Annotated in this window: 11 protein-coding genes; all 11 read left to right on the top strand. The window is 69.8% G+C overall.

Features of this window, described 5'->3' with window-relative positions; genetic code table 11:
- Positions 1-19 precede the first annotated feature (19 nt).
- The 11 genes from VHA82_RS06695 (at position 20) to cheB (ending at position 12,263) form a co-directional block, all read left to right on the top strand.
- The gene (locus VHA82_RS06695) at positions 20-850 is read left to right on the top strand and encodes an ABC transporter ATP-binding protein (protein ID WP_325541765.1); all 831 of its coding nucleotides are present in this window, start codon (positions 20-22) and stop codon (positions 848-850) included.
- Positions 851-858: 8 nt separating this feature from the next.
- Positions 859-1,572, top strand: a complete 714-nt coding sequence (locus VHA82_RS06690; protein WP_325541763.1) for an ABC transporter ATP-binding protein — start codon at positions 859-861, stop codon at positions 1,570-1,572.
- Positions 1,573-1,577: 5 nt separating this feature from the next.
- Positions 1,578-2,555, top strand: coding sequence for a branched-chain amino acid ABC transporter permease (locus VHA82_RS06685; protein WP_325541761.1), 978 nt, complete (start codon positions 1,578-1,580; stop codon positions 2,553-2,555).
- Between the two features lie 5 nt (positions 2,556-2,560).
- Positions 2,561-3,673 (top strand): branched-chain amino acid ABC transporter permease, encoded by a 1,113-nt coding sequence (locus VHA82_RS06680; protein WP_325541759.1) that lies wholly within the window; start codon positions 2,561-2,563, stop codon positions 3,671-3,673.
- A gap of 32 nt (positions 3,674-3,705) precedes the next feature.
- Entirely contained in the window at positions 3,706-4,590 is an 885-nt protein-coding gene (locus tag VHA82_RS06675) for an alpha/beta hydrolase (protein WP_325541718.1), read from the top strand.
- Positions 4,591-4,823: 233 nt separating this feature from the next.
- Entirely contained in the window at positions 4,824-5,282 is a 459-nt protein-coding gene (locus tag VHA82_RS06670; protein ID WP_325541716.1) for a chemotaxis protein CheW, read from the top strand.
- Positions 5,275-6,795, top strand: coding sequence for a protein-glutamate O-methyltransferase CheR (locus VHA82_RS06665; RefSeq protein WP_325541714.1), 1,521 nt, complete (start codon positions 5,275-5,277; stop codon positions 6,793-6,795). Before VHA82_RS06670 ends, VHA82_RS06665 begins: the two co-directional genes overlap by 8 nt.
- A gap of 10 nt (positions 6,796-6,805) precedes the next feature.
- Complete coding sequence (locus VHA82_RS06660) at positions 6,806-7,345, top strand: chemotaxis protein CheW (protein ID WP_325541712.1); 540 nt, start codon at positions 6,806-6,808, stop codon at positions 7,343-7,345.
- A 19-nt stretch (positions 7,346-7,364) separates the two neighbouring features.
- Positions 7,365-8,999, top strand: coding sequence for a methyl-accepting chemotaxis protein (locus tag VHA82_RS06655; protein WP_325541710.1), 1,635 nt, complete (start codon positions 7,365-7,367; stop codon positions 8,997-8,999).
- Positions 9,000-9,003: 4 nt separating this feature from the next.
- A complete protein-coding gene (locus tag VHA82_RS06650; protein WP_325541709.1) occupies positions 9,004-11,154 on the top strand; it encodes a hybrid sensor histidine kinase/response regulator in 2,151 nt (716 codons plus the stop codon).
- A complete protein-coding gene (cheB, locus tag VHA82_RS06645) occupies positions 11,151-12,263 on the top strand; it encodes a chemotaxis-specific protein-glutamate methyltransferase CheB (RefSeq protein WP_325541708.1) in 1,113 nt (370 codons plus the stop codon). Before VHA82_RS06650 ends, cheB begins: the two co-directional genes overlap by 4 nt.
- The last annotated feature ends 17 nt before the right edge of the window (positions 12,264-12,280 follow it).

Genomic DNA, 12,280 nt, shown 5'->3' with positions numbered 1-12,280 from the left:
CCGCAAGAAGACCATGAGCCTGCTCGCCACCCATGACCTGACCATCCGCTTCGGCGGCCACGTCGCGGTCGACCGGGTCACCTGCGCTTTCCAGCCGGGGACCCTGACCGCGATCGTGGGGCCCAACGGTGCGGGCAAGACGACCTACTTCAATCTCATCTCCGGCCAGCTGAAGGCGAGCGGGGGCACGGTCACGCTCGACGGCCGGGACCTCTCGCGCCTGCCGCCTTCGCAGCGCACGCGCGCGGGGCTCGGCCGCGCCTTTCAGCTCACCAACCTCTTTCCGAGTCTCACCGTTCGCGAGAACGTGCGGCTCGCGGTGCAGGCCACGCGCGAGGGCGACCACCGGCGCGGCCTCAATCTCTGGAGCGTGTGGAGCGATCACCGCTCGCTCACCGCGCGCGCCGACGAGATACTCGAGGCGGTGGCCATGGGTGACCGGGAAGACGAGACGGTCGCGAATCTCCCGCACGGCGACCAGCGCAAGCTGGAAGTGGCGCTCCTCATGGCGCTCGAGCCGCGGGTCTTCATGTTCGACGAGCCCACGGCCGGGATGAACCACGCGGAGGCGCCGGTGATCCTCGACCTGATCCGCAGGCTGAAGGAGGACCGCAGCAAGACGATCCTGCTCGTGGAACACAAGATGGACGTGGTGCGGGAACTGGCGGACCGCATCATCGTGCTGCACAACGGGGCGCTGGTGGCCGACGGGGAGCCTCGGGAGGTGATCGCGTCGCCCATCGTTCAGGAGGCTTACCTGGGGCTAGCGCCCCAGGACGCCTCCGGGCGGGATGACGCTCCCCCCCATCCCGGCCTTCCCCCTCGAGGGGGAAGGAGGAATACCCCGTGAACGACGACATGCTCACCTTGCGGGGCGTGCACACGCACATCGGCGCCTATCACATCCTGCACGGCGTGGACCTCGTCGTGCCGCGCGGCAAGCTCACGATGCTGCTCGGGCGCAATGGCGCGGGCAAGACGACCACGCTCAGAACGATCATGGGCCTGTGGCGCGCATCGAAAGGCACGATCGTGTTCAACGGCCGCGACATCACGCGTGTGGCCACGCCGCAGATCGCGACGATGAACGTCGCGTACGTGCCGGAGAACATGGGCATCTTCGCCGACCTCACCGTCAAGGAAAACATGCTGCTCGCCGCGCGCTACGCGAAGAACGCGGCGGCGATGGACGAGAAGCGCCTGCACTGGATCTTCAAGCTGTTTCCCGCCGTCCAGAAGTTCTGGAACCATCCCGCGGGCAAGCTCTCGGGCGGGCAGAAGCAGATGGTCGCCGTGGCGCGCGCGATCGTCGAGCCGCGCGAACTCCTCATCATCGACGAGCCGAGCAAAGGCCTCGCGCCGGCCATCGTCAACAACATGATCGAGGCTTTCGCCGAACTCAAGGCAAGCGGCGTCACGCTCCTGCTCGTGGAGCAGAACATCAATTTCGCGCGGCGCCTGGGCGACACGGTCGCTGTCATGGACAACGGGCAGATCGTGCACGCCGGCTCGATGCAGGCACTGGCCGACGACGAGGAACTGCAGCGGTCGCTGCTCGGGCTCGCGATATGAAGACGATGAAGACGGACTTCGACTGGAAGCCGCTCGCGCTCGTGCCGGCGCTCGCGCTCGTGGTGCTGCCCTTCGTCGGCTCGGCCACGACGTGGGTCACGCTCACCGTCGCGGGGCTCGCGATGGGCATGATCGTCTTCATCATCGCCTCGGGCCTCACGCTCGTCTTCGGTCTCATGGACGTGCTCAACTTCGGCCACGGCGTGTTCATCGCGCTCGGCGCATTCGTGGCGACGAGCGTCCTCGGCGCGATGGGCGACTACACCGCCTCGCAGAGTCTCTTCGTGAACATGATGGCCGTGCTGCCGGCGATGATCGTCGCGATGGCCGTCGCGGGCGCCGCGGGCCTCGCGTTCGAACGCTTCATCGTGCGGCCCGTGTACGGCAACCACCTGAAGCAGATCCTGATCACGATGGGCGGCATGATCATCGGCGAGGAACTCATCAAGGTGATCTGGGGTCCGCTGCAGATTCCGCTGCCGCTGCCCGAAGGCATGCGCGGCAGCATCTACATCGGCGACGCCGCGATGGAGAAGTACCGGCTGATCGCGGTGGTGGTGGGCGCGCTCGTCTTCGGCGTGCTGCTGTGGACGCTCACGCGCACGAAGATCGGTCTGCTGATCCGGGCCGGCGTGCAGGACCGCGAGATGGTGGAGTCGCTCGGCTACCGCATCCGCGTGCTCTTCGTCGGCGTCTTCGTCGTCGGGAGCGCCCTCGCGGGGCTGGGCGGCGTGATGTGGGGCCTCTACCAGCAAAACGTCGTCCCGCAGATGGGCGCGCAGGTGAACGTGCTCATCTTCATCGTGCTCATCATCGGCGGACTCGGCTCCACCACGGGCGCGCTCGTGGGCGCTTTGCTCGTCGGCCTCATGGCCAACTACACGGGCTTTCTCATGCCGAAGGCGGCGCTTTTTTCCAACATCGCGCTGATGATGGCGATCCTCCTGTGGCGCCCGCAGGGCGTCTATGCGCTCGGCAAGTGACGAACGTGCTCAACCGCATCCTCTCCAACGACCCGCCGCGCAATCGCATCCTCGCTGCGCTCCTCATTGCGCTCGTGGTCGCGCTCGCGCTCGAACCGTTCCTGCTGCCCGGCGTGAAGGCGCTCAACGTCGCGGCGAAAGTCCTCGTCTTCATCGTGCTCGTGGCGAGCTTCGACCTGCTGCTCGGCTACACCGGCATCGTGAGTTTCGCGCACACGATGTTCTTCGGCATCGGCGCCTACGGCGTCGCCATCGCTTCCACGCGCATGGGGGCGGGCTGGGGGGCGATCTTCACGGGCCTCGCGTTCGCGCTCGCGCTCTCGTTCGTGCTCGCGCTTGCGATCGGACTCTTTTCGCTGCGCGTGCGGGCGATCTTCTTTTCGATGATCACGCTTGCCTTCGCGGCGGCCTTCCAGACGCTCGCTTCGCAGCTGTCGGACGTGACCGGCGGCGAGGACGGCCTCACGTTCAAGATGCCCGAGGTGCTGTCGCCGGGCTGGCAGCTCACCGAGGAGCCGCTCCTGGGCGTCTCGCTCGACGGCCGGCTCGTGTGCTACTACCTGCTCTTCGTGGTGGCGGTCGTGCTCTTCCTCGCGCTGCTGCGCATCGTGAATTCGCCCTTCGGCCGCGTGCTGCAGGCGATCCGGGAAAACGAGTTCCGCGCGGAGGCCATCGGCTACCGCGTCGTCGTGTACCGCACGATCTCGAGCATCCTCTCGGCGCTCGTCGCGACGTTCGCGGGCGCGATGCTCGCGATCTGGCTGCGCTACAACGGGCCGGACACGACGCTCGCGTTCGAGGTGATGCTCGACGTGCTCCTGATCGTCGTGATCGGGGGCATGGGCACGGTCTACGGCGCGGCGATCGGCGCGGGGCTTTTCGTCGTGGCGCAGAGCTATCTGCAGGATCTGCTGAAGCTCGCGAGCGATGCGGCGTCGGGCTTCGGGTGGCTTTCGGCGCTGCTGTCGCCCGATCGCTGGCTGCTGTGGCTGGGCGTCCTCTTCGTGCTGTCGGTGTACTACTTCCCGACGGGCGTGGTGGGCCGCCTGCGCTCGCGGCGCGGCTCGCGCGCCGATCCGGCGCCGCCCGTGGCGCTCGTCGCCGAGGAAGTGGAGTAGGCAGAACCCACCGGTTCTTCCGAGGAGCGAAGATGCCATTCAGTTCGAAATACGCGACATGCGCGGGCCGCGAGATCCACTACACGGAATGGGGCGCGCAACACACGCGCACCGTCGTCGCCTGGCACGGCCTCGCGCGCACGGGCCGCGACATGGACGAGCTCGCCGCGCACCTGAGCGGACTCGGCTGGCGCGTGATCTGCCCCGACACGCTCGGCCGGGGCTTGAGCCAGTGGAGCCCCGATCCGGGCAACGAATACAAGCTCGAGTTCTATGCGCGCATCGCGGCGGACTTGCTCGATGCCCTCGGCATCGAGCGCACGCACTGGATCGGCACGTCCATGGGCGGGGCGCTCGGCACGGTGTGCGCCGCGGGCCTCTTCCAGCCGCAACTGAAGTCACGCATCGCGAGCCTCGTTGTCAACGACAACGCGCCGCGCCTCGCGCAACCGGCGGTCGACCGCATCCGCGCGTACGCGGGCAATCCGCCGGCGTTCGACACGATGGCCGAGCTCGAAGCGTTCTTCCGCCAGGTCTACAAGCCCTTCGGCCTGCTCACGGACGCGCAATGGTGCCGCCTCGCGGAGACTTCGGCGCGGCGCCTGCCCGACGGCCGCCTCACGCCGCACTACGATCCGCGGATGGTGCGGCAGTTCACCGATCACCCCGACGACTACAGCATCTGGGAGCACTACGACGAGGTGCGCGTGCCGGTGCTGCTCTTGCGCGGCGCGGAGTCCGACCTCGTGCTGCCGGATGCGGTGCAGGAAATGACGACGCGCGGCCCGGGCACGCGCGGCATGCTGCAGGTGATCGAAGTGGCAGGCTGCGGCCACGCGCCCGCCCTGAACGTCCCGCGGCAGCTCGAATGCGTCGCGGACTTCCTCGAGCGGCACGATGCGTCCCTTCCGGCCTGACGTGAAAGGCCCACCGCCGAAGCGCCTTCGGCGCCTCCCCCTCTAGGCGGCCGCCGCGGCCGAAAGGCATCGTACGAAGGTATCGTCCGCGCGGGCCCCAACGATTGTTTGCTTTCTGGGTATTGCCAGCGTTGCGGCGAATGGGGAAGATGCGCGGCAAACAAACCACCAAGAGCTGTCCCATTGACCTGCGGCAAGTCCTGCGCGGACGTCTGCGGTAGCGGGGAGGACCGGTGACGACGGTGCATCGTTTCGTTCGATTGACGCTGGATGGCATGGGCATCGCCGTGGCGCTGGCACCTGTCGAACGCGTCATCCGCGCCGTGGCGGTCACGCCGCTGCCGGGCGGCCCGGCGCCCATCCTCGGCGTGATCGATTTCCACGGCCACGTGGTGCCCGTCGCGGACCTTCGCCGGCGGCTCGGCCTGCCGCCGCGCGAAGTCCTCGGGTCGGATCACTTCGTCGTCGTGCGCACGCCCCGGCGCCTCATCGCCCTCGTGGCCGACAGCGCGGACGACGTGCTGCTCGTCTCCGCGGCGGAACTTGTCGAGACCGACTCGATCGTGTCCGGCGTCGATCGCCTCCCCGGTATCGCGCGCACGCCGGACGGCCTCGTGCTGATCCACGACGTGGAGCAATTCCTGGACGCCACGGAGGAAGCGGCTTTGCAACAGGCGCTTGCCAATGGCTGAACCCGACAGCATGGCGCCGCGCGACGAGGCGCTCTGGGCAGAACTCGCACGGCGCATCGCCGACCAGATGGGCATGCACTTCCCGCGGGCGCGCTATCGCGACCTGGCGCACGGCGTCGCGCTCGCGGCAGCCGAGCTCGGCTGCAACGGCGCGCTTTCGTGCGCGCGCATGCTTCTCGCTTCGCCGCTCGCGCGGCCGCAGATCGAAGTGCTCGCGCGGCACCTGTCCGTCGGCGAGACGTATTTCTTTCGCGACCCGGCCGCCTTCGAAGTGCTCGCGCACCGCCTGCTGCCGGCGCTCGTGCAGTCGCGCGCGAGTGTGCGGCGCCTGCGCATCTGGAGCGCGGGCTGCTGCACCGGGGAGGAAGCGTATTCCATCGCGATCCTGCTCGCGCGGGCGCTGCCCGATCTGGACGACTGGAACATCGGCATCCTCGCGACCGACATCGATCCGCACTACCTCGCGCGGGGTGAGCGCGGCGAATACGGCTCGTGGTCTTTCCGCGCGACGCCCGAGCCGCTGCGCAACGCGTTCTTCACGCCGTGCGGACGCGGCACGTGGCGCGTGGCGCCGCGCATCCGCGCGCTCGTCCAGTTCGCCTACCTGAATCTCGCGCAGGACCCGTTTCCGTCGATCGCCAACGGCACGAATGCGATGGACCTCGTCTTCTGCCGCAACGTCCTCATGTACTTCGAGCCGCAGCGCGCGCGGCAGGTGCTCGCCGACCTGGGGCAGTCGCTGCGCGACGATGGCTGGCTGTTCGTGAATCCGGTGGAAGTGCCGCATGGGACGATGCCGACGCTGGAACGCGTGAACTTCGGCAGCGCGCTCGTCTTCAGGCGCGCGCGCTGGCCCGTCGAGCCTGCGGCGAGTGCGCCGACCCTTCCGGAAGAAGCTGTGCATCGGCCGCCTGCGGATGCCGAGCGCGCGGGTGCCGAGCCTGCGGGTGCCGAGCCTGCGGGTGCCGAGGCTCGAGTCGCCGTGCCGATGAATGCCGGGCGCGTGGCCCGTGCGCGGTCGGACTTACGCGCTGCAGCCACTGCCGCCGCTCGCGCGGCCGAGATGTCGCCCGGCCACGACGCCAACGCCGACGCCGACGCCGACGCCGACGCCGCGACGCTCGCCGCGCGCGCGCGCGGCGCGGCGGACCGCGGCGATCTCGAGGCCGCGCTCGCCTGGTGCGAGCGCGCCGTCGCGGCGGACAAGATGAACCCGCGGTGGCATTACCTGAACGCGAGCATCCTGCAGGAGCTCGGCCGCGCGCGCGAGGCCGCGGCCGCGCTGCGCCGCACGCTCTATCTCGATCCGGGCCACGCGCTCGCCCACGTGGCGCTCGGCACGCTCGCGCGGCGGGCGGGCCTCGCCGAGGCATCGGCCCGGCATCTGCGCAACGCACTGGCAACCGTCTCCGCCCATGCGCCGGCGGATGTGCTCGACGCGTTCGAGGGCATGTCCGCGGGCCGCATCGCGCAGGCGATCCGCTCCAGCCTGGCCGAGGAGGAGCACAGATGAAGGGCACGCCGTGATCGATGCGAACGACGACGTGCTGCGGGCGAGGGCGCGCGAGCTTGCGAGGCCGCTCGATGCGGCCGGCGCGGCCGGTGCGGCGGCAGCCGGACCCGAGAGCCTGCAGGTGATCGAATTCGGGCTCGGGCGGGAACGCTATGCTTTCGAGGCGCACTGGGTGCGGGAGGTGCGGCCGCTGAGGCAGCTCACGCCCGTGCCGTGCACGCCTTCTCACGTGCTCGGCGTCGTGAACCTGCGCGGGCAGATCCTCGCGGTCATCGATATCCGCCGCTTCTTCGGCATCGAGCAGCGCGGCCTGGGCGAGCTCGACAAGATGATCGTGCTCGCCTCGGCATCGATGGAGTTCGGCGTGCTCGCCGATGTCGTTCCCGGCCACCGCAGCATCGCCGCGGATCGGCTGCAGGCTAGTATCGCGACCTTCGGTGGCATCCACCAGGCCTATCTGCGGGGCGTGACGACCGACGGCCTGGCCGTCCTGGATGCGCCGCGGCTGCTCGGCGACGAGCGGCTGGTGGTGCGCGCGGAATTCGAATGAACGAGAACGGAGGCGGACGATGCAATGGTTCCTGGACCTGACGATGCGCTCGAAGCTGCTCGCGGGCTTCGGCGCGATGATCGCGATGCTCGCGGTCACCGCGGCGACCGCGGCGTTCGCGATCGACCGCATTCAGGAGTCGCAGCACGATCTCGTGCAGCACGAATTCCTGAGCGCGACCGGTCTGCTGCAGATTCGCTCCACGCAAAACCGCGTGCGCGCGCAGTTCCTGGACCTCACCCTGCGCACCCAGCGGCCCCAGCAGGAAGCGATCGAGCGCCAGATGCGCGCCGAGCAGGCGCGCGTCGCGGCGCTTCTCGCCCAGCTCGAAACCCTGAACCAGGGCGATGCGGGATTCCTCGCGCGCCTGGGCGAGTTGAAGCAGGCGATCCGCGACTACGAACAGGTGCGCGACCGCCAGATCGCGCTCATCTACGACGGCAAGGTGTCCGAATCGCGCGAGCTGAGCACGGGCGAGCAGGAGAGCCGGTACGAGCGGATCATCTCCCTCGCCACCGAGCTCGGCGACGACACGCTGAAGACGGCCCAGGCCGCGGCGGCGCGGTCGCAGGAGCTGGCCGGCAACTCGCTGCGCGCGATCGTCGCGGTGGGCGTCTTCGCGCTGGCGCTCGCGGTGGGTCTCGCCGTGTACCTGCATCGCATCATCGTCGCGCCGCTGCTGCTCGTGCAAGGCGCCGCGCGGCGCATCGCGGCGGGCGACCTCGGCGCCTCGCTGCCCCGCATGCCGCGCCGCGACGAGCTGGGCATGCTCGCCGAGACGTTCACGGAGATGATCGTGAACCTCAGGCAAACCGTGGGCGAGCTTCGCGACGGCATCAACGTGCTGGCCTCCGCCGCAAGCGAGATCACGGCATCGACGGCGCAGGTGGCGGCCGGCTCGAGCGAAGCGGCCGTCGCCGTGAGCCAGACAACCACCACGGTCGAGGAAGTGAAGCAGACCGCGCAGGTGTCCGCGCAGAAGGCGCGCTACGTGTCCGACATCGCCCAGAAGTCGGTGCAGATCTCGCAAGACGGCGGCAAGACGGTGGACGACTCGGTGGAAGGCATGCGGCGCATCCAGCAGCAGGTGGACCAGATCGCGCGCAACATCATGCGGCTCGCGCAGCAGGGCCACGCGATCGGGGACATCATCGCGACCGTGAACGACCTCGCGGAACAATCCAACCTGCTTGCGGTCAATGCCGCGATCGAAGCCGCGAAGGCCGGCGACCAGGGGCGCGGCTTCGCGGTCGTCGCGCAGGAGATCAAGAGCCTCGCCGACCAGTCCAAGCAGGCGACCGCGCAGGTGCGCTCCATCCTCGGCGACATCCAGAAGGCGACCGACAACGCCGTGCTCGCGAGCGAGCAGGGCGCCCGGGCGGTCGAATCGGGCACGCAACTGTCCGCGCGCCTCGGAGAGTCCATCCGCCAGCTCACCGACAACATCTCGGAGGCCGCGCAGGCGGCCACGCAGATCGCCGCCTCGGCGCAGCAGCAGTTGGCCGGCATGGACCAGGTGGCGCTCGCGATGCAGAACATCAACCAGGCGAGCAGCCAGAATGTCGCGAGCACGCGCCAGGCCGAGTCGGCCGCGCAGAATCTGCACGAACTCGGCCAGAAGCTCAGGCAGATGGTGGAGAAGTACGCGGTCTGACGCAATGGCGATCGACAGAAAGGAACTGCAGGCCCGGCTCCTCGCCGCATTCCGTCAGGAAGCGGCCGAGCACGTGCAGTCCATGTCGTCCGGCCTGATGGAGCTGGAGCAGGGTGCGAGCGCCGAGCGGCGCGCCGCGCTCGTCGAGCAGCTTTTCCGGGAGGCGCACAGCCTGAAGGGCGCCGCGCGCGCCGTGGACCTCGCCCGGATCGAGGCGCTGTGCCAGGCTGCCGAAGAGATCCTCGCCGCATGCAAGCGCGGCGAACGCGAGCTCACGCCGGAGATGATCGACGCGCTGCACGAGTCGGTGGATGCCGCGCTGCGGCTGATACCGGACGCGTCGGGAGCGGCTCCTTCGGGCAGCGATGCGGCGACCCAGGGCGCGCTCGCGAAGCTGCGGGCACTGGCGGCGCAGGCGCCCGCGGCTGCGGCGGCGGCGGCCACCGCCGCCATCCCGCGCGAAGCGCCGCCGCCTCCACCCCCCGCCGTCGCGGCGCAGACGGCGGCCCCCGCGGTGGCCGAGTCGTCGATCGCGGGCGCGACCGTGCGGATCGCCACCGGCAAGCTCGACGCGCTGCTCTTTCGCGCGGAAGAAATGCGCACGGCGCGCCTCTTGGCCGCGCAGCACGCGGCCGACCTGAGCGCCTTGCTGCCCGATGCCGGCCCGCTGCGCTCGCAGCTCGCGCCGCTCGCCCAGAATGCGCAAAGGCACCTGCGCAGCCTCGCGGCCGCGGCGGACGGGCTGCTGGACGACGTGAAGAGCATGCTGGTGCTGCCGGCATCCTTTGCGCTCGAAGTGCTGCCGAAGACCGTGCGCGACCTCTCGCGCGATCGCGGCAAGCAGGTGCACCTTGCGATGACGGGCACGGACATCGAGATCGACCGCCGCATCCTGCAGGAACTGCGCGACCCTTTGCTGCACCTCGTGCGCAATTCGATCGACCATGGCTTCGAGCCGCCCGAGGAGCGCGCGCGCGCGGGCAAGCCCGCCACCGGCACGCTTTCGATCGCGGTGGAGCAGCGCAGCGGCAATCGCATCGAAATCGTGATCTCCGATGACGGGCAGGGCATCGACGCTTCGCGCGTGCGCGAGGCCGCGGGCCGCGCCGGACTCGATGCGAAAGGCGCATCCGGCGGGCAGGACCCGCTGGACCTCGTGTTCCATTCGGGTGTCTCGACGGCGCGCGAAGTGTCCGATCTTTCGGGGCGGGGGCTCGGGCTTGCCATCGTGCGCGAGAAAGTCGAGCGGCTGGGCGGCGTCGTGACGGTGGAATCCGAACCCGGGCGCGGAACGACGTTTCGCCTGGCGCTGCCCGTGTCGCTCGCGACTTTCCGCGCGGTGCACGTGCAGGTGGCCGGCTCGAAGTTCTTCCTGCCGACCACGCACGTGGAGCAGGCGCTGCGCATTTCGCCCGGCGACGTGCGCCACGTCGAGAACCGCGAAACCATCGCATGGCGCGGCGAGACGCTGCCGCTCGTGCACCTCTCGCAGGCCCTCGAGCTCACGCGCCGCGCCGCCGAAGAGGACACGCCGGGCATGCAGGCCATCGTCGTCGCCGCGGGCAGCCAGCACATCGCCTTCGCGGTGGATGCCGTGCTCGGCGAGCAGGAGGTGATGGCCAAGCCGCTCGGGCCGCTGCTCGCGCGCGTGCGCAACGTCTCCGGTGCCACGGTCCTCGGCGACGGCGAAGCGGTGGCGATCCTGCACGTGCCCGATCTCATGCGCTCGGCGGCGCACGCGGCGTCGCGCCCGCTCGTGGCGGACGCGGCACCCGCCGCGACAGCGAAGCGGCGCAAGTCCGTGCTGGTCGCCGAAGACTCGATCACCTCGCGCACGCTGCTGCAAAACATCCTCGAGATGGCGGGCTATCGCGTGAGCACGGCCGTGGACGGCATCGATGCCTTCACGCAGCTGAAGACGGGCCGCTACGATGTCGTGGTGTCCGATGTCGAAATGCCACGCATGAACGGCTTCGATCTGACCGCGCGCATCCGTGCCGACCCCGGCCTCGCCGAGACGCCGGTCGTGCTCGTCACGGCGCTCGCCTCGCAAAACGACCGCGAACGCGGCGTCGACGCCGGCGCCGATGCCTACATCGTGAAGAGCAACTTCGACCAGGGCGACCTGCTCGCGGCGCTGGAGCGGCTCGCATGAACCACGAAGCCGGGCCCGGCCGCATCCGCGTGCTCGTCGTGGACGACTCGCTCGTCTGGCGCGAACTCATCGTGCAACTCCTCGAGTCCGATCCGCGCCTGCAGGTGGTGGGCGTCGCGCACAACGGCGAAGATGCGATCGGCGCCGTGCGGCGCCTGCGCCCCGACGTCGTGACGATGGACTACCACATGCCCACACTCAACGGCATGGAGGCGACCCGTCGCATCATGGAAGAGCATCCGGTGCCGATCGTGATCGTCTCGGGCAGTTCCGCGCCCGGCGAGGCGGTCGCGGCGTTCCGGCTGCTCGAAGCGGGCGCCGTCGCCGTGGTGGAGAAGCCGCCGGGGCTCGGTCATCCCGCGCAGCCCGCTGCCGCCTCGCACCTGCTGCAGACCGTGAAGCTCATGGCCGAAGTGAAGGTCGTGCGCCGCTGGCCCTCGCGCAAGCCGCCGGTGCCGGCGGGCGCCACATCGCAGACCGCGTGGGCCGCGACGCCGCGCCGACCCGCGCCCATGGCGGCACCCAACCGCGCGGTGCCAGGCGCGCGCGGTGTGCGCGGCATCGTGATCGGTGCCTCCACCGGCGGGCCCGTGGTGCTGAAGACGATCCTCGAAGCGCTGCCCGCGTCGCTGCCGGTGCCCGTTCTCATCGTGCAGCACATCGCGACCGGCTTCACGCAGGGGCTCGTCGACTGGCTTGCCCAATCCACGGGCTTCGCGGTGCAGCTCGCATCCGACGGGCTCGCGCCGCTGCCCGGCCACGCCTACGTCGCGCCGGAGGGCCGGCAGATGCGCATTGGCGCCGACGGACGCATTTCGCTCGGCAGCGACTTGCCGCGCGACGGTCATTGCCCATCGGTCGCCTGTCTCTTCGCCTCTGCCGCGAAGGTGTGGGGCGCCCAGGCGATCGGCGTGCTGCTCACGGGCATGGGCCGCGACGGCGCGGCCGAACTGAAGGAGCTGCGCGATGCCGGAGCGGTGACGCTCGTGCAGGACGAGGAAACTTCGGCGATCCACGGGATGCCCGGCGAGGCGATCCGCATGGGCGCCGCCACGCACGTGATGGCGCCGCAGCAGATCGGCGCGATGCTCGCGGCGATCGCCGCATGAGCGAGAGCATGAAGGGG

The sequence above is a fragment of the Ramlibacter sp. genome (genome assembly GCF_035548915.1).
Taxonomy (GTDB): Bacteria; Pseudomonadota; Gammaproteobacteria; order Burkholderiales; family Burkholderiaceae_C; genus Ramlibacter.
This window is presented reverse-complemented; position numbering and strand designations above follow the sequence as displayed.

What these genes read in the sequence shown, in the direction of transcription:
- VHA82_RS06690 (WP_325541763.1), top strand. Translation starts at nt 859, where the DNA reads ATGCTCACCTTGCGGGGCGTGCACACGCACATCGGCGCCTATCACATC.
- VHA82_RS06685 (WP_325541761.1), top strand. Translation starts at nt 1,578, where the DNA reads ATGAAGACGGACTTCGACTGGAAGCCGCTCGCGCTCGTGCCGGCGCTC.
- VHA82_RS06675 (WP_325541718.1), top strand. Translation starts at nt 3,706, where the DNA reads ATGCCATTCAGTTCGAAATACGCGACATGCGCGGGCCGCGAGATCCAC.
- VHA82_RS06665 (WP_325541714.1), top strand. Translation starts at nt 5,275, where the DNA reads ATGGCTGAACCCGACAGCATGGCGCCGCGCGACGAGGCGCTCTGGGCA.
- VHA82_RS06655 (WP_325541710.1), top strand. Translation starts at nt 7,365, where the DNA reads ATGCAATGGTTCCTGGACCTGACGATGCGCTCGAAGCTGCTCGCGGGC.
- VHA82_RS06650 (WP_325541709.1), top strand. Translation starts at nt 9,004, where the DNA reads ATGGCGATCGACAGAAAGGAACTGCAGGCCCGGCTCCTCGCCGCATTC.
- cheB (WP_325541708.1), top strand. Translation starts at nt 11,151, where the DNA reads ATGAACCACGAAGCCGGGCCCGGCCGCATCCGCGTGCTCGTCGTGGAC.